Here is a 24,520-nt window from a genome sequence, read left to right as displayed (position 1 = left end):
CATAAACTTGCACAGTTTCACATTTGCAGCCCGTATTCACGCGTGCAGCCGGTAATTTATGGGGCCTGACCAGTTACTATCTTGAGAATCACACACTGTTTGTCTATTAACCCGGTCTCTAGGGAGCTCCTTAGAAGAAAGCTTTCTACAGGAAGTTCTCGTTGAAACTAGGGTCCACCTCAACCGGATCAATGCCCAGATATACCGCCACCAGGCGGATCAGTACATATTGCAGCATCTGGTCCAGTTCCACTCGACCCGAGACACGGCGCTCAATGGGGCGGCGGAACACTACTACGCAGGGGCGGGTGGGGTTGCCTACGCGGTCAATGCCAGCGGGGATAAGCCGTCCCAGCGGTACAGGTCCGTCAGCGACAATCTCTTCCGGGAAATACATGTCCGGGCGCAACTGCATGCGAGGAATCGTGTCGATGGCGATGTCCAGGTGTGACAGTTGCCGGGACCAGTGCTGATCCAATGGGGCGTAGGCGTCAATAACCGCCTGGTCAAAAGCTTCTGAACGGCTCTTCCAGCGGGGTACCTCCGGCGGCAACAGAGGACCCCGAGGTCCGCGACCGCGTCGCAGTGAGCGTCGCAAAGAGCGCGGAGTATAAGCCGATGAATTCATATTTGTTGAGCTTAATCGGTCGGATCGTCAACGTGGGTGAGGCCAGCTTCCGGCCATGTCGCAGGTTTACTGGGTAAGGCTGGGGTGCCCCGGGGGAGCGTCGGAAAGCGAAAAACGCCCGAGTGGGAGAAAAACTATCGAAACTTAAAGTTAGGGTCTAGACTTTGATGCCGTGAGTGTTTTTAGACGTTGTTGCCGGCCCGGCTGTGGCAAACCTGCCGTAGCTACGTTGACGTATGCCTACGCGGAGTCGACGGCTGTGGTGGGTCCGCTCGCCGCCGCGTCCGAACCGCATAGCTGGGATCTCTGTGAGAAGCACGCGCGTTCTATCACCGCACCGCTGGGGTGGGAGCTCGTGCGTTACGACGTGCCGACGCCCGCCCAGGACGATGATGATTTGACCGCACTGGCGGAAGCCGTCCGTGAAGCTGGCCGCAACGCGACTGGCCTGGTGCTGCGGGATGAGGTCGACAACCGTCCGCAGACCTACAAGATTGATTCCAGCCGCCACCCGTCGACGCGGAAATCCGCGCGCGGTCACCTGCATGTAGTTCGCGATCCGGAGGATTCGGACGACTAACGGGTCGGGCGCCGTGCCCCAGCTCATGCCATCTTGCCGCGGCATTTCTTTGTGAGAGCCTCTCTGTGGCTAGTATCATTTTTCACAAAACTGATACTAGCCACAGAGAGGTTTTTCGTGGGCACTTACAATCGTTCCGATTTGGATGCCGTCATCAAGGCCTATGACGTGCGCGGTGTTGTCGGTGAGGGCATCGACGCGGATCTTGTCGGAGCCATCGGCGCCGCCTTCGGACACATCATGCGTTCAGAGGGCGCAACACGTGCCGTAGTTGGCCACGATATGCGTGAGTCCTCACCGGAGTTGGCGGCTAGTTTCGCCGACGGCGCGGCTGCACAGGGGCTCAACGTCACCCTGCTCGGCCTGACCTCTACGGACGAGCTGTATTTCGCCTCCGGAGTAAAGGAATGCCCGGGCGCGATGTTCACTGCCAGCCACAACCCAGCTGAATACAACGGCATCAAGATGTGCCGTTCGCTCGCCCGCCCGATCGGGCAGGAGACAGGGCTTGCTCAGATTAAGGATCTGCTTGTCGACGGAATCCCGGAGTACACCGGCACTCCGGGCGAAATTGATCGTGAGGATGTTCTGCAGGATTACGCGGCGTTCCTCCATGGGCTGGTCGACATTCGCTCCGGCCGTCGCCTGAAGGTTGCAGTCGATGCCGGTAACGGTATGGGGGGACTGACAGTTCCGGCAGTGCTCGGAGAAGACATGGATGTTGCTGATCTCTACTTTGAGCTCGACGGCAACTTCCCGAATCACGAGGCCAATCCATTGGAGCCCGCCAACCTCGTTGACCTACAGAAGTTTACGGTGGAGCAGGGCGCAGACATCGGTATTGCCTTCGATGGCGACGCTGACCGCTGCTTCGTCGTCGACGAGAAGGGCAACCCGGTCAGCCCATCGGCCATCTGTGCGTTGGTGACCACCCGCTACCTGGAGCAGAACCCGGGTGCGGCTATCATCCATAACCTGATCACATCGCACGTCGTGCCGGAGATGATTGTGGAAAACGGCGGAACCCCGGTTCGTACCCGTGTTGGGCACTCCTTTATTAAGGCGCAAATGGCCGAGCACAGTGCTGTTTTTGGTGGCGAGCATTCAGCGCACTACTACTTCAAGGAATTCTTCAACGCAGACTCCGGCATGCTGGCTGCCATGCATGTCCTGGCCGCACTGGCCGAGCAGGATAAGCCGCTGAGTGAATTCATGGCCGAGTACAACCGCTACGAGGCCTCCGGTGAGATTAACTCCCGCCTGGGTAGTGCCGAGGAGCAGCAGGCCAAGCAGAAGGAAATCGAGGCCGCGTTTGCCGATCGCACGGAGTCCTCGGACTGGATGGATGGCCTGACCATTGAGCTGGCGGACTCCAAGGCGTGGTTCAACGTCCGGGCCTCCAATACGGAGCCGCTGCTGCGTCTGAACGTCGAGGCTCCGACGCGTGCTGAGGTCGACGCTCTTGTCGACGAAGTTCTCGGCATCATCCGCGGTTAATCAACCCCACGCGCCCGTTTTCAGGCATGCTTGGGAGTATGACCTCGTCATTCGACTCCTCCCATAACCCGCGCCAAGAGGCCCTGTTCTATCGTATGGCCACTGCCGGTGCAGGTCTCAGAGCTGCTGCTTCCGCGACTCGCGGGGGTGCGTTTGCTCAACTTTCACTGCCGCGCAGTGCGGTCATCCTCGTGGGAAATCGTCGGGCGCAGCTCGCTGCCGAATCCGTGCGCGCGCTTGCCGACGATATCCGCTGTCCGGTGGTAATTGCGCATCAGTTGCCCAGTTATGTCGGTGCCCTCGACTTGGTCATCGTCTGTGACGACAACCCCGGCAGCCCACTGGGGGCAGCTCTGGCTGAAGCTGATAGGCGAGGTGCTGCCACGGTCGTGGTGGATCCCGGTGAAGGGCCACTGCGTGCCGCCGGTAGCCCCGATACGGTTGTGGTTCCGCGCCCGGCGATGGCGGAGTCCGCGTCCTTTACCGCCTATGTCGGTGCCATCGCCAGCGCGCTCACCGAATGCGGTGCCACCACCCTGGCTCCGGCCGGGGTAGTGGAGGAAGTCGCTGATGCGGTGGACGCCGATATTGCCGCCTGTGCTCCGCAGCGAGATGAAACAGTTAACCCCGCGCGGCAGGTAGCGCAGTGGGTGGCAGGCCGCAGAATGCTTGCAGTGTCGACGACCTCGGCGCTGGCGCCGGTAGCGGAACTGGCATCGTTACAGATGCTTGAGGCAGGCGTGGTCTCGGCAGCGTCGTCGATAAGCGAATTGTCTCTTAGTGTGGGCGCGTTGCTCGCTGCAGAACCCCAGGAAAGCCGCGATATTTTCTATGACCCGTTTATTGATGGTGGGGATGAAGGGGCGACAGTGCTACCGTTGGGGGCGATTGTTTTAGCTGCGCCGAACAATGTGGGCCACTACCGGGACCACTACGGCGAGGTTGGATGGGCTCGTGTGGAGTGCCCTGCGCTCGATGCGGAGACTCATCATCCATTGGTTGAAGTATGTGTTGCTGCAGCCAGAGTTGGTGCGATTGCGGCGTTTTCTGCGTAATCGCCGGGTGTCACCGAAGGCTTTTGGGCCTTCGGTGAGATTGGCGTGCTCGCGCCAGAAGTGACTATTAGAGGAGTGATACGGGCATGGAGCTGTTGGACCCCGTGCTGCAGTCGTACCCCTGGGGGTCTCGTACACATTTGGCGAGAATCACCGGTGCGGACGCTCCCACATCGAAGCCCTGGGCGGAACTGTGGTTTGGTGCGCATGCACTGGCATCGGCCACGGTGGCCGGCACGCCGCTGGATGAGCTCATTGCGCAGGATCCGGCAGCTGCGCTCGGATATGCAATTGACACCGACAACGGCAGGCTGCCGTTCCTGTTGAAGCTGCTCGCAGCCGATGAGCCGTTATCGCTGCAGGCACACCCCACCTTGGCAGAAGCTCAGGAGGGATTTGCACGCGAAAATGCGGAGGGCATTCCGGCCACTGCACATTTCCGAAATTACCGGGACAACAACCACAAGCCGGAACTTATTGTCGCCCTGACTACCTTCGACGCGTTGGCCGGATTCCGCCCGGTGGAGCGCACGAAGGAGTTGCTCGCGACGCTGGCGGTACCGGAGCTCGACCATTACATGGGACTGCTCGATGCCGCCGATGACGAGAGTGCTCTGCGGGCATTGTTTACAACGTGGTTGACGTTGCCCCAGGATGTCCTCGATGAGCTGGTCGAGGCCGTGGCTGCCAAGTGCGCGGATTACAGTGGCGATGACGAGGAGTTCTCGCGAGTAGCCGAGACCACTTGCGAATTGGCTCGAAAGTATCCGGGGGACCCGGGAGTCCTGGGGTCGATGCTGCTTAATCGCCTTCGCTTACAGCCGGGCGAAGCCATCTACCTTGGTGCTGGACAGCTGCATGCTTACCTCAATGGCATGGGCGTGGAAATCATGGCCAACTCCGACAACGTGCTGCGCGGAGGGCTGACCTCTAAGCACGTCGATGTCGTGGAGCTACTGCGCGTGCTCTCTTTCCGACCGCTGCCAGATCCGGTGCTGCAGTCGCGGCTGACCGATGATGGCTGGAATGACTATGACGCGCCGGTGCGCGAGTTTCGCCTTCGTTCGCGGGATCTGGAGCCGGGCGAACATGTTCTGCTCGACGAAGAATCCGCCACGGTTGTGTTGTCTACAGCGGGCACGGTGGCGTTGCGTCACGACGACTCCGTGGTTGAGGTTCCCAGCGGCCATGCGGCCTGGGTTCCGGCTGTCGACGCAGTCGATATTGAGCTGACTGCGCGCCAAGACGGGGCAACCGTCTTTGTCGCGACCGTCCCGCGGGTGGGTTAGTCCTCGTCGTTATCGAAGAGATTTCCCAGGAATCCGGAGTCCTTCGGCTTTTCCGGGATTGGGGAAATCTTGCTATTGCTAGCCCCATTGCCGCCAGTGGTGTCCTTCTCCGTCGAAGGGGTCTGGTCCTTCGGAGGTGTCGGCTCCTTCGGGGATGTCGGCTCCTTCGGAGGAGTCTTCTGAGGAGTCTCGGACGGAGTTGTGGTTTGCGTACCCGACTGGGACTGCGCCTGCGATGAAGGCGGCTTCGGCTCAGCTGCTGCACCACCATCGCCTTCCGGAAGACTGTCGTTCGGCTTTTCCGAGTTATCTTCCGGTAGCAGTGGCACCGGCTTGCTGGGCGTCGGCGAAGAAACGTCGTCAGAGGTGGGCTCTGTGGTCTCCGTGGTCGTCGGAGGTGTCGATGTCGTCGACGTCGGAGTTGTCGCACTTGAGCTTGTGGAAGTCGGGGGGATGTACGCCTGCGGTGGCAGGTACGGATCCTCAACGATCTCGGTGCTCGATGACGTGGTCGGACGAGATACTAGACTGTCGTTCGTCTCAGTCAGCGAGGAATCTGAATTCGGTTCAGTGGTCTGCTGCAGCTCGGCATCACTAGGAACTGGAGGCAGTGGAGCAGAGGTCTCCATTTCCGACTGAGAGCCGGCGTTTTCCGGATTTGCACCCTTGGCGGCATTGCTATCGGAGCAGCCTACGAGCGAAGCGCTCAGGGGAAGGGCTGCAAGCAGAAGAGCTCCAAAAGCCTTCTTCACCATGGTAGGTACTCCTTTCGTGTCATGCGTGAGGTCGCCCTGTAACGAAAAAGATAACAGTTGCATTACGAGGTCTGGGAACTAACTTAACATGCCCGTTATCTTCTCTCTAGGGTGAAAATTGTGTTGAAGGGATTAAATATGTCTCTCGAACTGTAAAAGTGACGAAAAGTCGGGTAGAACTTCGGTAAGGCCACATGCGGTTTTCCGGCTAGCGGTACGTGCAGGCGACAGCTTTTAGGTCGGCGGCCAGATTACCGTGGGCTCGTCGAAAAGCGCTCTTTGGAAAGCGCTCGTCGATAGGCGAAAACTGGCTATTGGTTCGAAGCGCGAAAGGAGCGTGGCCACCTATCATGTCCATCTGGGATACTGAGATTTTTGGTAGCGATTCGGTCATTGAACTCTTCGATGAGGTTCAGGATCTCGACTCACAGGATCGTGTTGGTGCATTGATTGATGCTGGCCGCATTGGGGTGGATTCCGAAAATAGCGATGAGAAAGCATGCGCACTCGCGGCGGCTGTGATCATTGCAATTTGGAATGGTGCGCCATTTAGCGGCGGTGACATTGTGGAGGACTACAGCTTCATCCGGGAGGGAATCTCCGAGGCGCACGGCAGCGAGGAAGATGCGTTGGCTATCGCATCCGAGGTCTTCGATAGTCTTCTGGGGGAACTCAGTGAGTCTGACCAGGCGGCGCTGGAAAACTGCGTCGAAGCGGTAGAGTAACTCTCGCGTCCCCAGTAGTAATTCTTTAAGAAGAATCTCACGTCAAAGAATCTAGAGAAAGCGTTACATGTCCTCGAAGAACATTGATTTCAAGGTTGCAGACCTCTCCCTGGCTGAGGCCGGTCGTCACCAGATTCGTCTGGCTGAGCACGAGATGCCAGGCCTAATGGCGCTGCGCGAAGAGTACGCAGAGCAGCAGCCACTGGCCGGTGCCCGTATTTCCGGCTCCATTCACATGACGGTTCAAACCGCAGTGCTCATCGAGACCTTGACGGCGCTGGGCGCAGAGGTCCGCTGGGCCTCGTGCAACATCTTCTCCACTCAGGATGAGGCCGCTGCGGCTGTCGTCGTTGGGCGAAACGGCACTCCGGAGGATCCGCAGGGTGTTCCGGTTTTCGCTTGGAAGGGCGAGACGCTGGAGGAGTACTGGTGGTGCCTCGACCGCATCTTTGACTGGGGCGATGAAGATGCCAACATGATTCTGGACGACGGCGGCGACGCCACCATGGCTGTCATTAAGGGTATGGAATTCGAGGATGCTGGCCTGGTGCCGCCTGCAGAAGAGTCGGATTCGGACGAGTTTATTGCCTTCAAGGACATGCTTCGCGCCAGCTTGGAGAAGGATGCCGGCCGTTGGCACCGAATTGCAAAGTCGGTCAAGGGTGTCACAGAGGAGACCACCACTGGTGTCCACCGCCTCTACCACTTCGCAGAGCAGGGCGTGCTGCCATTCCCGGCCATGAACGTCAACGATGCCGTCACCAAGTCCAAGTTCGATAACAAGTACGGCACCCGCCACAGCCTTCTGGACGGCATCAACCGCGGTACCGACATGCTGGTTGGCGGCAAGAATGTGCTGGTTTGCGGTTACGGCGATGTGGGTAAGGGCTGCGCGGAGGCGCTGGCGGGGCAGGGCGCTCGCGTTCAGGTCACCGAGGCCGACCCGATTAACGCATTGCAGGCATTGATGGACGGTTTCGACGTCGTCGCTACTGAGAGCGTCATCGCAGATGTCGACATTGTCATCACCGCCACAGGCAACAAGGACGTCATTACTTTCGAGCACATGCAGCAGATGAAGAACCACGCGCTGCTGGGCAACATCGGCCACTTTGACAACGAGATTGACATGCACAGCCTGCACCACCGCGATGATGTCCGTCGTGTGGAGATCAAGCCGCAGGTCACCGAGTACATCTTCCCGCATGCAGACGGCGAGGAGCGCTCTCTGATTGTGCTTTCCGAGGGGCGTCTGCTCAACCTGGGCAATGCCACCGGACACCCGTCCTTCGTAATGTCGACCTCCTTCGCCGACCAGACAATCGCGCAGATTGAGCTCTACTGCAACGGTGATAAGTACGACAACACTGTCCACCGTCTGCCGAAGATTCTGGATGAGAAGGTCGCTCGCATTCACGTCGAGGCACTCGGCGGTGAGCTCACCCGACTGTCCAAGGAACAGGCCGAATACATCGGCGTTGACGTCGAGGGCCCGTATAAGCCAGAGCACTACCGCTACTAGTTCTAGCCAAGGCTAGGCCGTAGCCATGTGTGCGAGGAGAAGAATTTGATTATCGCAGTCGAAGGAATCGACGGTGCTGGCAAGAACACGCTTGTCACAGCTGTTACCAATCAACTCCGAAGTCAAGGACACTCCGTTTCTTCGATGACCTTTCCGGCGTACCGGCAGACAATCTTCGCTGATTTCGCCGATCAAGCCTTGCACGGTCAGCTCGGCGACACCGCGGACTCCGCTTGGGCAATGGCACTCCTGTTCGCTCTGGACCGCAAAGAACGTCGTGAAGCGATTGTTGATGCAGTGCGCGAGAACGATGTTCTGATTATCGATCGCTACGTCGCATCCAACGCGGCATACTCCCTGGCGCGCACACAGGATCCGGCGATCGTCGGGTGGATTGAGAAGACCGAATTCGGAGATTTCCAACTTCCGCTTCCCGACGTTCAGGTCTGTCTGGCCACGTCGGTGGGAGTGGCAGCCGACCGCGCACGCAAGCGGGAAGCCTCTGATGTGCAGCGAACGAGGGATGCCTACGAAAAGGACTCGGGTTTGCAGGAGCGCACACTAGCGGCGTACCAGAAGTTCGCGGAAGGCTCGTGGCAGTCACCATGGTTGATGCTTACGGGGGATGATGGGGCGGACCGTCTTGTGGAATGGATCAGTGCACGCCTGCGCTAGCCACCTCAACGGGAAACTACAGAACTAGATAGCTTTACGTTTAGAATATGACGCATGAGCTCAAAAATCCTGGTTGTTGATGATGATCCGGCCATCGCCGAAATGCTCACGATGGTGATGGAGCGCGAGGGCTTCGACACAGTAGTAGTCGACGATGGCCTCGAAGCTGTCAAGGCAGCAGAGCGGGAGAATCCAGATTTGATTCTGCTGGATCTCATGTTGCCGGGCATGGGTGGTGTCGATGTCTGTCGCACTGTGCGAGAGACATCGGCGGTGCCGATCATCATGTTGACTGCGAAGACCGACACGGTCGATGTGGTCCTCGGCCTGGAATCCGGTGCGGATGACTATGTCACGAAGCCCTTTAAGCCGAAGGAGCTCGTGGCGCGTGTGCGCGCTCGGCTGCGTCGTCAAGAGGACAGCCCGAGTGAGACCCTCGAGGTCGGCGACCTGACTATCGACGTGCCCGGTCACGCCGTGTTCCGCGATGGCAAGGAGATTTCTCTGACCCCGTTGGAGTTTGACCTATTGCACACTCTTGCTTCCCGTCCGAAGCAGGTCTTTTCCCGTGATGAGTTGTTGGAAAAGGTCTGGGGATATCAGCACACCTCGGATACCCGACTCGTCAACGTTCACGTTCAGCGTCTGCGCTCGAAGATTGAATTGGATCCGGAAAACCCCCAGATTGTGCTGACCGTCCGCGGTGTCGGGTACAAGACGGGTGACTAATCAAGGTCAGTCAGCTTTAGTGGGAGCCGATTCTTGCGTCGATTAATAACGAAGCTTCGAGACTTCACCAACAGGGGAGTGACCTGGGCGGTTACGCTCTGGCGCACGTCTATCCAAGCGCGCATTCTGACCTCTGTGGTGGTACTGAGCGCGATGGTGATTGCGGTACTCGGTTTCGCGCTGGCGACTATTGTTACCCAGCGGCTTATCGACGCAAAGGTTACCGCTGCCGACGAGGAAATTGACCGTGCTCGCGCGGTGGTGGAGCAGGCGATTGAGAACTCTTCGTCCAACGAGCTGCAAGCTCTTCTCAACGTGGGGCGCGATGCCCTTGTGAACCGTGCAGCCGGTTCCGGTGCTGCGCCACTGACAAGTTATGAACCGCTGCTCGTGGCGCCGGTGCCACGAGGCACGGTGTTGGCTTCATCGCCGATTAAGGCCGATGTTCCAGAACGATTGCATGAAGTAGTCCGACAAGGGCAAATTGCGTATCAGGTACGCCAAGTCACTGATAACCGCGGCGATACGTACTCGGCGTTAATTATCGGTAGCCCTACTTCTACCTCGGTTGATGGGCTCGAGCTCTATCTGGTCACCTCTATGGCTGCAGAGGAATCGACTATTAAGTTGGTTCGTGGTCTCCTCGCCGGTGCGACAGTAGTCATCATGGCGCTTCTCGGCGGTATTACTTGGTTCTTCTCCAATCAGGTGACGACACCAGTGCGTTCCGCCGCCCAGATTGCCCAGCGCTTTGCCGACGGCCACTTGCGCGAACGCATGGTCGTGCAGGGTGAAGATGACATGGCGCGACTGGCCATGAGCTTTAACAAGATGGCCGAATCGCTGTCGACGCAGATTAGACAGCTGGAGGAATACGGCAGTCTGCAGCGACAGTTCACCTCCGATGTCTCGCATGAGTTGAGGACGCCTCTGACCACGGTGCGTATGGCCGCCGACCTTATTGCTGACGGCGCTGAGGACCTCGATCCGGCGACTCGCCGCGCAGCTGAGCTGATGAATGAGGAGCTTGAGCGTTTTGAGATGCTTCTCAATGACCTGCTTGAGATCTCACGCCACGATGCCGGCGTTGCTGATCTGTCCGCAGAAAAGGTCGATGTCCGTCGCTGCGTGGATGCTGCCTATCAGCAGGTAACGGTCGTGGCTAAGGAGACCGGTACACCCATCCGCTTCCACCTGCCCGATGAACCGGTAATGGCAACAGTCGACTCGCGTCGTATCGAGCGCGTGCTACGCAACCTTATGGCCAACGCTGTTGACCACAGTGAGGGCAATCCGGTGGATGTCACAGTGCGGGCGAGCAATTCCGCGGTCTCGTTTACGGTCGTTGACCACGGTGTGGGGCTAAAGCCGGAACAGCAAGAGCTGGTGTTTAACCGGTTCTGGCGCGCTGACCCCTCGCGTGTCCGACGCACCGGCGGGACCGGACTTGGCTTGGCGATCGCGCGTGAGGACGCACAATTGCATGGTGGGGAACTGGAGGCATTTGGCGTGCCGACGGTCGGTAGCTGTTTCCGCCTGACTGTGCCACTGGAGCCTGATGCGAGCTTCGGTGAGCATCCGCTCGGCCTGGAAGTTCCGCCGCTGCCCGATCAGATTCCGCATCAGCAGGAAATTGGTGCACGGGAGTTGGAATCGGATTCGATTGCACCGCAAGTCAAGAGCCAGGATCAGGGTAAGGGGCAGCCGACTAGCGATAGCGAATCCCGACAGGCACGAGAGGAGGATATTTAAATGACGGCGCAGCAACAGTCAAAGGCTCGTCGCGTCCTGCGTAAGACAGTGGCGCTTAGCTCAGTGATCATTTTGGGCACGGCCGCAGGATGTACCACCATTCCGAGAAACACCAGCCCCCAGGTGCTGCGTCCGTTTGAGCCGCCCCAAGTTCGTATTGAAGTTCCTCAGCCACGACCGAATGTCAATGCAGACATTGTCCTGCGCGACTTTTTCGCCGCGGCCGCGCATCCGGTTGATGATTTTCAAGCTATGCGTGCCTTCATGACCCCGGAACTTGCGGCCAGTTGGAAACCGCAGGATAGTGCCCGCATTCTCGACGGTGTCAACCTCATCGCCCAGAGGGATGAAGGAGGATCGCGACAGTCCTTCGTTGCCCGAGGTCGCAGCGTTGGTCAATTCGGTACTGATGGTGCGTATGAGCCCCAGTCCGGTGACTATGAGGAAACCGTGGAGATGAAGCTTGGTTCGGATGGGCAGTGGCGCATTTCCTCGCTGCCCGACGGTGTTGTCATGGAGCGTCAGGCATTCCTGGAAAACAATGTGCCTCGCAATATCTATTTCCTCGATCCGGCGGGTAATCATTTGGTCACAGATCGTCGTTGGCTCTATCGTGGCGTCACCGATGGCGCGACCAATCTGTTGACGAAGCTGAAGAACGGCCCATCAGCACCACTGCGGCCGGGCGTCACCACCGTGCTCAAGCCCAATGCCTCAATTGCGGTGGAAGCAGGACCTGTGTCCAACGCGGACGGTCGCAGGGTCGAAATCACCGGATTGGGTGATGTTTCCGAGGAACTGCGTGTCATGCTCGCGGCGCAGATTATCTGGACTCTCGACTCGGCAGATTTCCGTGGTCCGTGGATCCTCATGGCCGACGGCGAACCACTAGTTGCCAGCCACGACGAGCCGTGGACGAAGGACACCGACACAATCCAGCTCTACGACCCGAATCATCTACCGGCTGATAACGCACCGTTACGGACGGTCGACCGCAGCGGTATCTACGAGATCGCTGACGGCCACGCCACACCTGTGGGACGCGGCTGGACCGCCAGCGGCAGCACCGCGGTGTTCTCCGCGGCAGTGGGCACCAACCCCAATGGCAGCGAGCTCATTGCCGCCGTGTTCCGCTCGGCCGTGGATGGTCGTGCTGGGTCGTATGACCTCGGGGAGTCCACATTGATGCTCGGCGGAATACAAGATCAGCCGGTTCCTGTGCTGACTGGCGAGAGTCTCACCCGTCCGACATGGTCTCCAGACGCCGAGGCGGTCTGGACAGTGAAGGACGGTACAACCGTCGTACGCCTGGTTCGGCAGTCGACGTCATCTCGGATTCAGCAGGAGGAGGTTGATACCTCTGAGCTCAATCACCTTCTTGACGGCGGCGCAGGCACGGGGCGCCCGAGCGCCGGTATTTCTGAATTCCGCGTCGATTCTTCAGGCACGCAGGTAGCGATGATTATCGCTGGTGAAGTCTATATCGCCACCATCGAAAGGCATGACGATAAACCGTGGAAGTTGACGCACCCGCGTGCTCTGCCGCTCCCTGAAAACGTTTCCCCGGTGTCGCTGACGTGGTCGCCGAATCAAACGGTCACGGTGGGCGGTTACAGCGGGGACACCCCGATGTGGAGCGCCTTCCCGGACGGTGCGACCAGCTCTGTTCTGCCGAAGCTCAACCTGACACCGCCAATTCCTGTGGTTACCGCGACCTCGTCGAAGCGTTACGCATTAGATGCCACCGGTGTTATGGAGCTGATCTCCAGCGAGGGGCAGCAGCAGTTCTGGCGCCAGGTTCCGGGTGCGCGTGGTCGAATGGCTCCGGTGTCTGTGGAATAAGCGCAAATCGGGGAGGGGATTAATGGCGCAGGGGAGGTCATCGCAGGAATTTCTGCGCGTGCTTTACGACGTTACCCGCGATGCAATCGGCCTCGTGATACCGGAAACCTGTCCGGTGTGCGGCTGCTCCGGGACGCTGTGTCGCGATTGCAAGGACGATCTTCAGCAACCTCCAGTGCGGTTTTCACCGCGGGCTGCGTTACGCGCAGCAGCGTGGACCTGCGGTCCGTACTCGGGTGCGAGGAGACATCTCATTTTGTCGGCCAAAGAACGGGGCAGTGGTGAAGCCAGACGAATCATGGGGGCCGTGTTCGCCGCTGCGGTACGAAGGCTAGCCTCTGATGGCCATATAATGCCCCCGGAAATTACCCCCGTCATTTTGATTCCCGCGCCGACAAGATCGTCATCCCGTCGACAACGGGGTGGGGACCCGGTAACAATTGCCTGCGACTTTGCTTGCAGTCAGCTCCCCTCCAGTTCGGTATTGCCCCTGGTGCGCATTGGCGGGCGCACGCGGGATTCCGCGGAGCTGGGGGCTTCTCAACGCAGACGAAATCTTTCTGGCCACATTGTGCCGCTGACGCAATTCAAGCGCGGAATTAGCGACAAGCTGCGACAACGCTGTGCGCAGGCGACAGTAATTCTGGTTGATGATGTGGCCACTACTGGTGCCACTGCAGCGGAAACCGAGTTGGTGGCAGCGTCATTGGGGATTCGCATCGACATGGTGTTGGTGCTCGCCCGGGCGTAGACGCAGGGGTGTCGTCGGCAAGCGAAAAATAAACGAGGGGAACGTGGCATTGGTTACCCCCGGAACTGTATCCTGGGGGTGCAGAAAGACTCGTCACCGTAGACGCCGTGAGTAATCCCGCTCACGGAAGGGCGGTGGCCATACCGGGAGGTAGGTAGCAAGTGTCCACACCTGCTGACAACAACGAGGTACTCAGCCCGAACGCTCAGGTGACCATCACCGGGCGCAATGTTGAGGTTCCAGAGCACTTCGCAGATCGTGTTAAGGCGAAGCTGGCGAAGATTGAGCGCCTCGACCCGACTTTGACCTTCTTCCACGTGGAGCTCCAGCACGAGCCGAATCCGCGCCGTGCAGACCGCTCTGACCGTATTCAGATCACCGCTACTGGCAAGGGTCACCTGGCTCGTGCGGAAGCCAAGGAAGATAGCTTCTACGCTGCACTGGAGTCTGCTCTGGGCAAGATGGAGCGCTCCCTGCGTAAGGTGAAGGCTCGCCGCAAGATTAGCCGTTCTGGCCACCGTGCACCGATGTCCGTCGGCGAGGCAACTGCTTCGCTGGTTGCAGAGGCTGAGGCAGCGGCTCCGGAAAAGGCTGATCCGTACGAGGATCTGGTTGAGGACGTGACCCCGGGTCAGGTTGTGCGTACCAAGCAGCACTCCGCAACTCCGATGACGGTGGAAGATGCTTTGTCTGAGATGGAGCTCGTCGGTCACGACTTCTACCTCTTCGTTAACGAGGCAACCTCTCGTCCGTCCGTGGTCTACCGTCGTCACGCGTACGACTACGGTCTGATTGAGCTGGCAGACGAAGACGAGAAGTAAGTCTTCACCAAAAAGAGCACGCAATACCGCGCAGAGCTGTGTATTGGTAAGTAATTGCTCACATGAGCCCGTCTTCTCTTAGAAGGGAAGGCGGGTTCGTCGTATAATCAACCGTTGCACATTAAAGTTCGACGTGAATCGGCCGGAAAGGTCCCAATTTAGTGTTTTCGCTCAGCAAGTTGCTCCGCATTGGTGAAGGCCGCGCTGTCAAGAGGCTTGGCAATATTGCAGATCAGGTCATCGCCAAGGAAGACGAGTACGCAGCTCTTTCAGACGATGAACTCCGTGCCAAGACCGAGGAGTTTAAGAAGCAGCTGGCTGACGGTGCCGATGTAGACGATTTGCTTCTGGATGCTTTCGCCACGGCGCGCGAGGCATCCTGGCGCGTGCTGGGGCAGAAGCACTACCGCGTCCAGGTTATGGGCGGTGCGGCACTGCACTTCGGCAACGTTGCCGAGATGGGTACTGGTGAAGGTAAGACCCTGACCTGTGTGCTGCCCGCATACCTCAATGCGTTGGCAGGCAAGGGTGTTCATGTCGTTACGGTTAATGACTACCTGGCTAAGCGTGACGCGGAGTGGATGGGTCGAGTCCACCGCTTCCTGGGGCTTGAGACTTCCGTGATTCTCTCTGAGCTCAGCCCGGACCAGCGCCGCAAGGCCTATGCTGCCGACATCACCTACGGCACGAACAACGAGTTCGGCTTTGACTACCTGCGCGATAACATGGCGCATTCGCTCGACGATTTGGTGCAGCGTGGGCACCACTTTGCCATCGTCGATGAGGTTGACTCGATTCTGATTGACGAGGCCCGTACCCCGTTAATTATTTCCGGTCCGGCAGATGGCGATCCACACTGGTACCTGGCGTTTTCCAAGATCGTGCCGCGTATGAAGCGCGATATTCACTACGAAGTCGATGAGCGAAAGCGCACCATCGGTATTCGTGAAGAGGGTGTTGAATTCGTTGAGGATCAGCTGGGCATTGCCAACCTGTATGCTCCGGAAAACTCTTCGCTGGTCAGTTACCTGAACAATGCCCTGAAGGCCAAGGAGCTGTTCACCCGCGACAAGGATTACATTATTCGTAATGGTGAGATCCTCATTGTCGATGAGTTCACCGGTCGTGTGCTGGCAGGCCGTCGCTATAACGAGGGCATGCACCAGGCAATTGAGGCCAAGGAAGGGGTGGAGATTAAAAACGAGAACCAGACGCTGGCAACCGTTACGCTCCAGAACTACTTCCGCCTCTACGACAAGCTGTCCGGTATGACCGGTACGGCTGAGACCGAAGCGGCTGAGCTGCACCAGATTTACAAGCTGAATGTCATGTCGATTCCGCCGAATCGCCCGAAGCAGCGTGAGGATCTGCCCGACCTGATTTACAAGACGCAGGAGGCAAAGTTTGCCGCTGTTGTCGAGGACATCCGCGAATGCCACGAAAAGGGCCAGCCAGTTCTCGTTGGTACGACGTCAGTTGAGAAGTCCGAGTACCTTTCCAAGCTCCTGCAGCGCGAAGGTATTCCTCACTCTGTGCTGAACGCTAAGCACCACGAGAAGGAAGCTGAGATTGTCGCAGTGGCGGGTCGCCTCGGAGGCGTTACCGTGGCAACTAACATGGCCGGTCGTGGTACTGACATTGTGCTGGGCGGTAACCCGGACATCATCGCTGACCTGAATCTGCGCTCTCGTGGTCTGGACCCGGTGGAAACTCCGGAAGACTACGAAGAGGCGTGGGACGCTGAGATTGAGCGTGTTCGTCAGCAGTCGAAGGAAGAAGCTGACAAGGTACGTGAGGCCGGTGGCCTCTACGTCCTGGGTACTGAGCGTCATGAGTCACGCCGCATTGACAACCAGTTGCGTGGTCGTACCGGTCGTCAGGGTGACCCGGGCGTTACCCGCTTCTACCTGTCCATGCGCGATGATCTCATGGTTCGCTTCAACGGCCAGCGCATGGAAGCGCTGATGAACACTCTGAATGTCCCGGATGACGTTCCTATTGACTCCAAGGTCGTCTCCAACTCCATTAAGAGCGTTCAGGCTCAGGTGGAAAGCCAGAACTTCGAAATCCGTAAGAATGTTCTGAAGTATGACGAGGTTATGAACCAGCAGCGTAAGGTCATCTACGCTGAGCGCCGTCGCATCCTCGAAGGTGAGGATTTGAAGACTCAGGTCCGTGACATGCAGGACGACGTCGTCGATGCGTATGTCAACGGTGCCACCGCTGACGGTTACGTGGAGGATTGGGACCTCGACGAGCTGTGGAATGCCCTAGAGCAGCTCTACAGCCCGACGTTTACGGCACAAGAGCTTATTGATGGCTCTGACTTCGGTACCCCGGGTGACCTCTCGGCCGATGAGCTGTCCAAGGCTCTGCACACGGACATCTCGGCCAGCTACGACCAGCTTGAGGATGCGGTCTCCGCAATTGGCGGCGACGACCAGATGCGCAACATCGAGCGCTTCACCATCCTGAACGTCATGGACCAGAAGTGGCGCGAGCACCTCTACGAGATGGACTACCTCAAGGAGGGCATTGGCTTGCGCGCCATGGCCCAGGCTGACCCGCTGGTGGAGTACCAGCGTGAGGGCTACGACATGTTCACCGCGATGATGGACGGCATCAAGGAAGAATCGGTTCGTCAGTTGTTCCTGATCCGTAAGCAGGTTATGCCCGCAGTGGAAAACGCCGAGGGGCAGGAGAACCAGGCTCCAGCTCTGCCAACGGAAGCTGCTGAGCAAAATCAGCAGATGACTTACTCCGGCCCCAGCGAGGACGGCAGTGCAGAGCAGCAGCGCGTGGATCAAGAGTCTGAGGGCAACCGAGCGCAGCGTCGGAAGGCGGCTCGCAAGCGCCGTCGCTAAGCACTAAAGCACACGAAACGCGGTCATGGTCCATGGCCGCGTTTTTGCTGTTCCGCGGCGGAAAGTGCCCGTGAACGCGCGAACGCGCGGACCGACACGGCAACTACCCAGGAACTCGACCTTTTTGCCGTCCGCGGAAGCGCTGGCGTGGAAGGATTGCAACGCGACACCCTTGAGGCTGGTGTTCTTCGACAGCGTGAGTATCGCAGCGTGAATAATCGGGTCGATATTGATGCGACGCAAATCGTTGACTCGCCTGCGACCCGCGATGATGTCGAAGACGCGGCGAGTAATCGTGCCAAGCTCCTGTCTCAGATTCTGCTCACAGTGCTGGACGACGTGCGGTGTTTGCGGCGTCTTTTTCGCAGCAGGAGTGGCCACGGCGGGCGGTAATGCCGTCATGACAGCGGTCCCGGTGGCAGCGGAGCATCCGCTATAGGTCGGTGCCACTTTTGCGGTTTGAGAGGCGGCGGCATTAGCTGACTGGCCGAGTTGAATTGTGTGGAGAAGCGAAAAGCCCGTTGCCGGTTCAATGGATTCCCTGCCACTGGAGCGGTGCTCAGCGGCGTGCGACAGCGCGTAAGGCATCGGTGTCTGAGATTTTGGTACGTGAGACGTTGGTGCCATGGATTAATCCCCCTAAAAACTCTCCATTGGCAAGTTCCCCCTTGCTGAAGACCATTGTCCTACAAGTGCTTTAAGTGTGCAGCTTGTGAAGGGGAATTCACGGCCGGCGTGGGGGGATTGTGGAGAAGGCGCAGTCGCGAAATGGGCTGAGTGTTTCGCTGTTAATGGTCCTATCGGTTTCCGTCAAGGCCGTTCTGGTCGTCTACAAATGGGCGTAACGAACAGCCAATTAACACGCTGAACTGGAAAAAAGGCAAACGTGCAGGTCATGCGATAAACTACAGGCCATGCGCGGAATGATTATCGATTACTGTGGTGTCCTTGACGGCACGGATGAAGACCAGGCACGTTGGCGTAATTTGCTGGTAGAGGCGCGTGCAAATGGTGTTGGCCTGGCAGTCCTGTCGAATGACCCAGGTGGCCCATCGGCGGATCCGATTCGCAAGCTCGAAGATGAGGGCCTGGTAGACGCAGTTGTGCTCTCTGGTGAAATTGGCCATGAGAAGCCTTCGGCAGAGGCTTTTAATGCAGCCGCTGCGGCTATTGAACTGCCGGCACGGGACTGCGTGCTGGTAGATGATTCGATTGAGAACATCCATGCGGCCGTCTCTAACGGCATGGTGGGAGTCTTCTATCAGCAGTTCGACCGCGCAGTGGTCGAGATTGCCGGTCTGCTGGGTCTCGAGGGCGAGTTCTAATGCGCGTCTATATCCCAGCGACTTTCTCCATGCTTGAGGCGCTTAAGGAGGATGAGCTCTTCCACGCCCGCGGTGGTTGGGGCTTTGCTGTCACTGAAGCGCTGCGCGATTTCTTTACTGAGGGCGATGATGAGGAACTGGCAGACGTAGCCTTTGATGAGGCTGCGCGTGCGTCGCTCCGTCTGCTCGATGCCGCAGAAGAGAAGTTCCCGCACCGTCGAGTGGTCATTTCCGTTGATGTGGAGGCGGAGCCGCAGTCGGATATGGGAGATGCTGTGGTTAAGGTCGGCGGCCCAATTTCGCTTGCCGACGTTGCAGCTCTCCACATTGATGTGGAAGAGGCGGAAAGCAAGGTTGAGGCTGCGATTGATGCCGTCGATAAGGCAGATCTCGGTGACGAGGATGCGGAGCTGACTGTCGGCGATGCGCTGGAGATCCCGCTGGCGTGGTACGACGTAGCTGAGCTCGGCATGGTGGTCGACTTCCTGTAGTAGCGCGTGCTCGGCGTTAAAGAAGGGGACTGGGTTTAGGAACCCAGCCCCTTTTTTGTATGGCACAAGTGTTTTCAGTGGGGGTATAAAAGACGGGATTGTTTTGTGTGGATAAGCTCCATGTCAAAGGGGGTGTTTCGCACGGGAGTGGGGGTAATGACAATTTCGCTATTTGTGTCAAAATCATTTGTTTCTCTTGACCAATAACTTACCGCTCCGTAGTCTACGTCTAAGTAACCTACGGACACGTAATAATGAATCGGGTGGGGTATGTCTGCTGATGAACAGTGTTATTACTTGTTCGCCCGTGACAGTCAGGAGGGCCAAAAATGGGGCTTAAGACCAAAGTTTCCCGGGTATTCAAGCATTTATCCACGCCACTTTTGCCCGATGACTACACGCATTTGCTAAATCCGCTGTGGTCAAGTCGCGAGCTGCGCGGTCAGATTGAGGCCATTAATCCCACATCTCCTACTTCAGCAGAGTTGATAATCCGTCCGGGTTGGGGGATGCCAACAGACTTCAAGCCAGGCCAGTTCATCGGACTTGGCGTAGAGGTCAAGGGGAAATACCTGTGGCGTTCCTACTCGCTGACAAATGCACCGCGGCCTCATGACGGGCTGCTGACTATCAACATCCGTGCGCTAAACGACGGCTATGTGTCCCAACACCTCGTCGCCAATGTAAGGCCGGGTACTGTCGTCCGCCTGGCTGCCCCGGCTGGGGATTTCCATCTTCCGGAGCCGCTCCCAGCCCGCATTGCGTTTGTTACCGCAGGCTCCGGCGTAACTCCGGTGATTTCCATGCTGCGTGATCTTTCAGCTCGCAATGCCTCAGTGGAAGTCGAACACATTCACTCCTACCGCGGCGAGGCAGAAGCTGTGTTTGTCAACGAACTTCGCGAACTGGAACAGCGCAGCGCTACTAGCGCGTTGAAGTATCACCTGCATGCCCGGAATACCGAGACGCAGCCGCGGATTGACGCTGCGGCGGTTACCGACATCATTGCGGACTTTGGAGCGCTGGCATCGTCGGCAAGCGCCTATGCCTGTGGTCCGGTTGAACTGTTGAAGAACCTTGAGCCGGAGTTTCCCGGGCTGCGGACGGAACGTTTCACCGTTGACCGCTCGGCGGCGGGGGAGGTCGGCGGCACGGTGAGTTTCGGCAGCCGAGGCGATATCGACGTAGACGGTGCAACGACCATCCTGGAGGCGGCCGAGAGCGTCGGGGTTGACCTGCCGTACGGCTGTCGGATGGGAATTTGTGCGACGTGCGTGCAGCAACTCTCCGACGGCGCAGCGCGGGACATCCGCACCGGGGCGACGTTTGTGGCGGGGGAGCGAGTCCGAACGTGCGTCTGTGCGCCGGCGGGGCACGCGCGTATCGAATTGTAAGTTCGCCCCACATCTATCTCAACCTGCATTAACCAGGAGAAACTACCTAAAGGAGTTGGGACCCTTCCCATGGCAATTTCCGATATCGCATCGTATGCGCACTTGAGCGAAGAAGACGTCGCAGAGATTGGGCGTCGGTTTGCGGAAATCGAAAAGCAACACCGCGATTCGCTGGGGCAGAAGGATGCTCGCTACATCCGCACGCTCATCCGCATTCAGCGCACCCTTGAGGTGACTGGTCGAGGCCTGCTGATGGTGCCGACCGCCGGCATGGCCCTGAACAAATTGGGGATGCTGCCGAAGTCGTGGAAGAACACCGCGCACTGGGGTTTCAAATGGGCGGGCGTCTCAGCGCTGGGGTTGGCAAAGATTTTGGAAAACCTCGAAATCGGCCACAACACCATGCACGGTCAGTGGGACTGGATGAATGACCCCGAGATTCACTCGGCCACCTGGGAGTGGGACAATTCCTGCCCATCCAGCGGGTGGAAGCACTCCCACAACTTTGTCCACCACAAGTACACCAACGTGCTCGGTATGGACAACGATGTGGGATATGGCATTCTCCGGGTGACTCGTGACCGCCGTTGGAAGCCATCGACGCTGCTGCAGCCGGTGACAAACGTGGTGTTGGCCAGCCTTTTCCAATGGGCAGTGGCCTTCTATGACGTCGAGCTCGGGCGCGTGTTCGCCGGCAAGAAATCCTGGGATGAGGCCCGACCGCAGCTCATGGAGGTGCTCAACAAGTCGGGGCGCCAGGTGCTCAAGGACTACGTTCTCTTCCCGGCGATGGCGGGTCCGCGTTACCGTGAGGTGGCCTTTGCGAACATGATGGCCAACCTCGCCCGTAATCTTTGGGCCTACGCGGTCATCTTCTGCGGACACTTTCCGGATGATGCCGAGACTTTCACCAAGGAGCAGTACAACACCGAGGACAAGAGTGAGTGGTATTTGCGCCAAATGCTGGGCTCGGCGAACTTCCACGGTGGGCTGGCGCTGTCGGTGCTCTCAGGAAATCTGAATTACCAGATTGAGCACCACCTGTTCCCGGACATGCCGTCCAACAGGCTCGCGCAGATTTCGAAGCAGGTTCAGCAGATCTGCCGGGAATACGACCTGCCATACAACACGGGGTCGTTCCCGAAGCAGTTCTTCCAGGTCCAGCGCACACTACTAAAGTTGTCGCTGCCGAATCGCTTCTTAGTCGCTGACCCGGACAACGCCCCAGAGGTACGTTCGGAGGCGGCGTTCAAGAAGTATCCGCAGGTTGAAGCGGAGCTCCAGTCCAGTTCCCCGCAACGCAAGGGCTTAGCGACGGGGCTGCGAATGCTCCGCCGTCTTCGCCCAGGCGTCCGGGAAATTGTCCGAGCCTATACAGGTCGCTCAACGCACACTGCTGCGCACGGTTAGCCCTCGGCCCGCTTGCGGATCGCAGCTGCGGCTGCCGGTTTGCGGTTCCATGGCATTGATTGCTTGTGGGGGAGCCGTAGCCAGGCGCGAATTATGGTCACAGTTAGTGTCGCAGTTGCACCAGCGAGGAAGAGCGCTAAGTAAGCCGAGGAATTCTGGCCGGTAAACTCCACGGTCACGATCAGTGCGAACAGTGGAGCTGCCATGGACGCCGACAGGAAGGCCGCCGCGCCGAGAATCGCAAAGTCGCTCAACGGAACTGAGGGCATCAATGGCTGTACGAAGCAGCCGACGATGAAACCGCTGAGCGCGCCAAGGGCAAAGCCGGGAGTCAAGAGACCACCGACGGCACCAGAACGGAAAGTAACGAGAACCGCGATAGCTTTCGCAATCAGCAGGATGACTGCAAAACCCAGCAGCGGGCGGTCCATGAGAACTGTGGTCGCAGCGATACGGCCATTGCCCAATACTTCTGGAACCCACAGTGAAATCACACCAACCAGTGTGAATGCGAGGGGGATGGCCCAGGCAGAGTGCCAGCCAGTCGGTGCTGTGTCCGACATTCGAGAGCTGAGAATGCGAAATGCGTAGCCAATGGCACCGCAGATAACACCGATGAGCAGTGCTGCCCCGAGGTTGCCCCAGCCGTCTGAGAGATTAATTGGGCTGTAGAGCGGGCTACTGCCGACCACGATGCCCGACGTCACCGTGGCGATGGCTGAACACGCCAGCACCACCATCACCGCGGTAATGCTCAGTGAGCCCAGCAGAATCTCCAACGAGAAAACCGCTCCAGCCAACGGGATGTGATAAATCGCCCCCAGGCCGGCACCGGCTGCTGCTGCGACCAGAATACGGCGGTGTAGCGGATCGATGCGCAGTCGATGCGACATCTGTGAAGCCACCATCGCACCGAGCTCACGCGGGGCATTCTCGCGTCCCATGGATGCACCTGCAGCGACGGTCGCCATCTGCAAAAACACATTGACAAGAGTTGACCACACCGGCATGAGTCGACCGTTCATGCCTGCCTCAACGCTCTCAATGGGCGTGGCCTTTGTGCGCAGCGCTGCCCACACCGGTCCTGCAATCAGTCCCGCCAACACAATTCCGACAAAGCGCTGGAGGCCAGTGGTGCCATCGGTCACGACGGCTACGTCGCCCTCATGTTGTCCGTAAACTGCGTACTCGATGCCGTGCATTATTAGTGCGAGGCCGGCTGCGCCGAGTCCTGTCGCAAGACCCACGATAAGCGTGTAGATACACAGCCGAATCCAACTGCCGGGAGCAGGGTAGAGTCCGGAGCCCGCTTTGTCCGACTCAGCACCAGCCGAAGCTTCAGTGGGCGTCTCCACAGAATCGGTGTGGCTAGTCTCTTTCAATGTCCAGCTCCCAATCCTCGTTGTCGCTGATTGCACTCAACAGGCGACGCACAGCCATCGCTCGGCGGTGCTGAACTCCCTCCAGCTTGTCGAGGGCACACTCTGGATCCGCGGGCGGTCCCAAATGGGTGCAACCACGTGGGCATTCATCTGTCGCTGCCTGGATATCTGGAAACGCCGCCAGCAGCGTCTCCGGTGTCACATGGGCTAGACCAAAGGAACGAATGCCCGGGGTGTCAATGATCCACGACGTCGCGCTGTCTTCGCTTTCCGACGGCAGCATCAGCGCCACCGACTGTGTGGAGGTATGGCGGCCCTTACCCACACCGCTGACTTCGCCGGTCTCACGGTTGGCTTCAGGAACAATCCGGTTGACAAGGGTTGATTTCCCCACACCGGAATGCCCAACCAAAGCTGTCACTCGTCCGGGGACATCGATGAGCTCTGACAAGGGAGCCAAGTCATCATTAATACCGCAGACAACGACATCCACTCCGAGTGCCGAGAACTCCCCGGCAAATTCCTTTGGGTCGGCCAGATCGGATTTAGTCAGACAGAGCACGGGGCGGACACCGCCGGCGTAGGCCGCGACCAGCGCGCGTTCGACAAAACCGGTGCGAGGTTCAGGATCGGCGACTGCGCACACAATGAGCAGCAGGCTGGCATTGGCCACGACGATGCGCTCATACGGGTCATTGTCATCGGCGGTGCGACGCAAAACCGTGCTGCGTTCTGCCAGCTTGACGATGCGGGCCAGTGTGCCCTCACGGCCGCTGACATCGCCTACGACACCGACACGGTCACCGACAACGATATTGGTGCGGCCGAGCTCGCGGGCACGCATGCATGTCACTGCAACATCAGGGTTGTTATCGAGGACTACACCCCAACGACCACGATCCTTGGTCACCACCATGCCCCAGTGGGCATCGGCGTGGCGGGGGCGATCCTTCGTCCGTGGCCGCGACCCTTTACCGGGGCGGATGCGTACATCGGACTCGTCCCATTGCCGTCCACGCCTGCGTGCCGCCAC

The 24,520-nt window shown here is 58.6% G+C and carries 22 protein-coding genes; 17 read left to right on the top strand and 5 right to left on the bottom strand.

Going from position 1 to position 24,520, the window contains the following annotated elements:
- Nucleotides 1–145: 145 nt before the first annotated feature.
- The gene (locus HMPREF2849_RS04715) at nt 146–628 is read right to left on the bottom strand and encodes a metallopeptidase family protein (RefSeq protein WP_049172790.1); all 483 of its coding nucleotides are present in this window, start codon (nt 626–628) and stop codon (nt 146–148) included.
- Between the two features lie 172 nt (nt 629–800).
- Between HMPREF2849_RS04715 and HMPREF2849_RS04710 the strand changes: the two genes are divergently transcribed.
- The 4 genes from HMPREF2849_RS04710 (at nt 801) to manA (ending at nt 5,049) form a co-directional block, all read left to right on the top strand.
- The gene (locus HMPREF2849_RS04710) at nt 801–1,208 is read left to right on the top strand and encodes a DUF3499 domain-containing protein (RefSeq protein WP_005509890.1); all 408 of its coding nucleotides are present in this window, start codon (nt 801–803) and stop codon (nt 1,206–1,208) included.
- A gap of 117 nt (nt 1,209–1,325) precedes the next feature.
- A complete protein-coding gene (locus HMPREF2849_RS04705; protein WP_080971513.1) occupies nt 1,326–2,705 on the top strand; it encodes a phosphomannomutase/phosphoglucomutase in 1,380 nt (459 codons plus the stop codon).
- Nucleotides 2,706–2,743: 38 nt separating this feature from the next.
- Entirely contained in the window at nt 2,744–3,760 is a 1,017-nt protein-coding gene (locus tag HMPREF2849_RS04700; protein WP_049172792.1) for a hypothetical protein, read from the top strand.
- A gap of 86 nt (nt 3,761–3,846) precedes the next feature.
- On the top strand, nt 3,847–5,049 hold the full coding sequence (manA, locus tag HMPREF2849_RS04695; protein WP_049172794.1) for a mannose-6-phosphate isomerase, class I: 1,203 nt from the start codon (nt 3,847–3,849) through the stop codon (nt 5,047–5,049).
- Here manA and HMPREF2849_RS04690 read toward each other — a convergent pair.
- Entirely contained in the window at nt 5,046–5,804 is a 759-nt protein-coding gene (locus HMPREF2849_RS04690; RefSeq protein ID WP_070862649.1) for a hypothetical protein, read from the bottom strand. The genes manA and HMPREF2849_RS04690 overlap by 4 nt on opposite strands.
- Before the next feature lie 350 nt (nt 5,805–6,154).
- Between HMPREF2849_RS04690 and HMPREF2849_RS04685 the strand changes: the two genes are divergently transcribed.
- The 9 genes from HMPREF2849_RS04685 (at nt 6,155) to secA (ending at nt 17,485) form a co-directional block, all read left to right on the top strand.
- Nucleotides 6,155–6,529: a DUF4259 domain-containing protein gene (locus HMPREF2849_RS04685; RefSeq protein WP_038627901.1), complete on the top strand. Its 375-nt coding sequence runs from the start codon at nt 6,155–6,157 to the stop codon at nt 6,527–6,529.
- A 67-nt stretch (nt 6,530–6,596) separates the two neighbouring features.
- Nucleotides 6,597–8,051: an adenosylhomocysteinase gene (gene ahcY / locus HMPREF2849_RS04680; protein WP_049172800.1), complete on the top strand. Its 1,455-nt coding sequence runs from the start codon at nt 6,597–6,599 to the stop codon at nt 8,049–8,051.
- 45 nt (nt 8,052–8,096) lie between these two features.
- The gene (locus HMPREF2849_RS04675; RefSeq protein WP_049172929.1) at nt 8,097–8,726 is read left to right on the top strand and encodes a dTMP kinase; all 630 of its coding nucleotides are present in this window, start codon (nt 8,097–8,099) and stop codon (nt 8,724–8,726) included.
- A 54-nt stretch (nt 8,727–8,780) separates the two neighbouring features.
- On the top strand, nt 8,781–9,455 hold the full coding sequence (gene mtrA / locus HMPREF2849_RS04670; RefSeq protein WP_048731669.1) for an MtrAB system response regulator MtrA: 675 nt from the start codon (nt 8,781–8,783) through the stop codon (nt 9,453–9,455).
- 78 nt (nt 9,456–9,533) lie between these two features.
- Nucleotides 9,534–11,207 (top strand): MtrAB system histidine kinase MtrB, encoded by a 1,674-nt coding sequence (gene mtrB, locus HMPREF2849_RS04665; RefSeq protein ID WP_070429795.1) that lies wholly within the window; start codon nt 9,534–9,536, stop codon nt 11,205–11,207.
- Entirely contained in the window at nt 11,208–13,049 is a 1,842-nt protein-coding gene (locus HMPREF2849_RS04660) for an LpqB family beta-propeller domain-containing protein (RefSeq protein WP_049193303.1), read from the top strand.
- A 493-nt stretch (nt 13,050–13,542) separates the two neighbouring features.
- The gene (locus HMPREF2849_RS10935; RefSeq protein WP_141737802.1) at nt 13,543–13,800 is read left to right on the top strand and encodes a hypothetical protein; all 258 of its coding nucleotides are present in this window, start codon (nt 13,543–13,545) and stop codon (nt 13,798–13,800) included.
- A gap of 161 nt (nt 13,801–13,961) precedes the next feature.
- Nucleotides 13,962–14,621, top strand: coding sequence for a ribosome hibernation-promoting factor, HPF/YfiA family (hpf, locus tag HMPREF2849_RS04650; protein ID WP_016422210.1), 660 nt, complete (start codon nt 13,962–13,964; stop codon nt 14,619–14,621).
- A 161-nt stretch (nt 14,622–14,782) separates the two neighbouring features.
- A complete protein-coding gene (gene secA / locus HMPREF2849_RS04645; protein WP_069359455.1) occupies nt 14,783–17,485 on the top strand; it encodes a preprotein translocase subunit SecA in 2,703 nt (900 codons plus the stop codon).
- 3 nt (nt 17,486–17,488) lie between these two features.
- On the opposite strand, the gene HMPREF2849_RS04640 is transcribed toward secA, so the two are convergent.
- Nucleotides 17,489–18,112, bottom strand: coding sequence for a hypothetical protein (locus HMPREF2849_RS04640; protein WP_069359456.1), 624 nt, complete (start codon nt 18,110–18,112; stop codon nt 17,489–17,491).
- Nucleotides 18,113–18,399: 287 nt separating this feature from the next.
- Between HMPREF2849_RS04640 and HMPREF2849_RS04635 the strand changes: the two genes are divergently transcribed.
- The 4 genes from HMPREF2849_RS04635 (at nt 18,400) to HMPREF2849_RS04620 (ending at nt 22,105) form a co-directional block, all read left to right on the top strand.
- Complete coding sequence (locus HMPREF2849_RS04635) at nt 18,400–18,810, top strand: HAD-IA family hydrolase (RefSeq protein ID WP_038627918.1); 411 nt, start codon at nt 18,400–18,402, stop codon at nt 18,808–18,810.
- Complete coding sequence (locus HMPREF2849_RS04630; protein WP_049172814.1) at nt 18,810–19,301, top strand: DUF6912 family protein; 492 nt, start codon at nt 18,810–18,812, stop codon at nt 19,299–19,301. Before HMPREF2849_RS04635 ends, HMPREF2849_RS04630 begins: the two co-directional genes overlap by 1 nt.
- A gap of 329 nt (nt 19,302–19,630) precedes the next feature.
- Complete coding sequence (locus HMPREF2849_RS04625; protein WP_016422214.1) at nt 19,631–20,695, top strand: flavin reductase family protein; 1,065 nt, start codon at nt 19,631–19,633, stop codon at nt 20,693–20,695.
- Between the two features lie 69 nt (nt 20,696–20,764).
- Nucleotides 20,765–22,105, top strand: a complete 1,341-nt coding sequence (locus HMPREF2849_RS04620; RefSeq protein WP_070862648.1) for a fatty acid desaturase family protein — start codon at nt 20,765–20,767, stop codon at nt 22,103–22,105.
- On the opposite strand, the gene HMPREF2849_RS04615 is transcribed toward HMPREF2849_RS04620, so the two are convergent.
- Nucleotides 22,102–23,487, bottom strand: a complete 1,386-nt coding sequence (locus HMPREF2849_RS04615) for a chloride channel protein (protein ID WP_070862647.1) — start codon at nt 23,485–23,487, stop codon at nt 22,102–22,104. The genes HMPREF2849_RS04620 and HMPREF2849_RS04615 overlap by 4 nt on opposite strands.
- Nucleotides 23,474–24,520, bottom strand: coding sequence for a ribosome small subunit-dependent GTPase A (rsgA, locus tag HMPREF2849_RS04610; RefSeq protein WP_070429789.1), 1,047 nt, complete (start codon nt 24,518–24,520; stop codon nt 23,474–23,476). Before rsgA ends, HMPREF2849_RS04615 begins: the two co-directional genes overlap by 14 nt.

The sequence above is a fragment of the Corynebacterium sp. HMSC073B01 genome (assembly GCF_001838255.1).
GTDB lineage: Bacteria > Actinomycetota > Actinomycetes > Mycobacteriales > Mycobacteriaceae > Corynebacterium > Corynebacterium jeikeium_D.
The sequence above is the reverse complement of the archived record's forward strand: the minus strand, read 5'-3'. Positions and strand labels throughout refer to the sequence as shown.

Bases quoted from the DNA above. Each gene is read 5' to 3' on its own strand.
- HMPREF2849_RS04660 (WP_049193303.1), top strand. From the start codon at position 11,208: ATGACGGCGCAGCAACAGTCAAAGGCTCGTCGCGTCCTGCGTAAGACA.
- HMPREF2849_RS04700 (WP_049172792.1), top strand. From the start codon at position 2,744: ATGACCTCGTCATTCGACTCCTCCCATAACCCGCGCCAAGAGGCCCTG.
- ahcY (WP_049172800.1), top strand. From the start codon at position 6,597: ATGTCCTCGAAGAACATTGATTTCAAGGTTGCAGACCTCTCCCTGGCT.
- HMPREF2849_RS04635 (WP_038627918.1), top strand. From the start codon at position 18,400: ATGCGCGGAATGATTATCGATTACTGTGGTGTCCTTGACGGCACGGAT.
- HMPREF2849_RS04640 (WP_069359456.1), bottom strand. From the start codon at position 18,112: ATGGCACCAACGTCTCACGTACCAAAATCTCAGACACCGATGCCTTAC.
- HMPREF2849_RS04620 (WP_070862648.1), top strand. From the start codon at position 20,765: ATGGCAATTTCCGATATCGCATCGTATGCGCACTTGAGCGAAGAAGAC.
- HMPREF2849_RS04715 (WP_049172790.1), bottom strand. From the start codon at position 628: ATGAATTCATCGGCTTATACTCCGCGCTCTTTGCGACGCTCACTGCGA.
- mtrA (WP_048731669.1), top strand. From the start codon at position 8,781: ATGAGCTCAAAAATCCTGGTTGTTGATGATGATCCGGCCATCGCCGAA.
- HMPREF2849_RS04625 (WP_016422214.1), top strand. From the start codon at position 19,631: ATGGGGCTTAAGACCAAAGTTTCCCGGGTATTCAAGCATTTATCCACG.
- HMPREF2849_RS04685 (WP_038627901.1), top strand. From the start codon at position 6,155: ATGTCCATCTGGGATACTGAGATTTTTGGTAGCGATTCGGTCATTGAA.
- manA (WP_049172794.1), top strand. From the start codon at position 3,847: ATGGAGCTGTTGGACCCCGTGCTGCAGTCGTACCCCTGGGGGTCTCGT.
- HMPREF2849_RS04690 (WP_070862649.1), bottom strand. From the start codon at position 5,804: ATGGTGAAGAAGGCTTTTGGAGCTCTTCTGCTTGCAGCCCTTCCCCTG.
- HMPREF2849_RS04630 (WP_049172814.1), top strand. From the start codon at position 18,810: ATGCGCGTCTATATCCCAGCGACTTTCTCCATGCTTGAGGCGCTTAAG.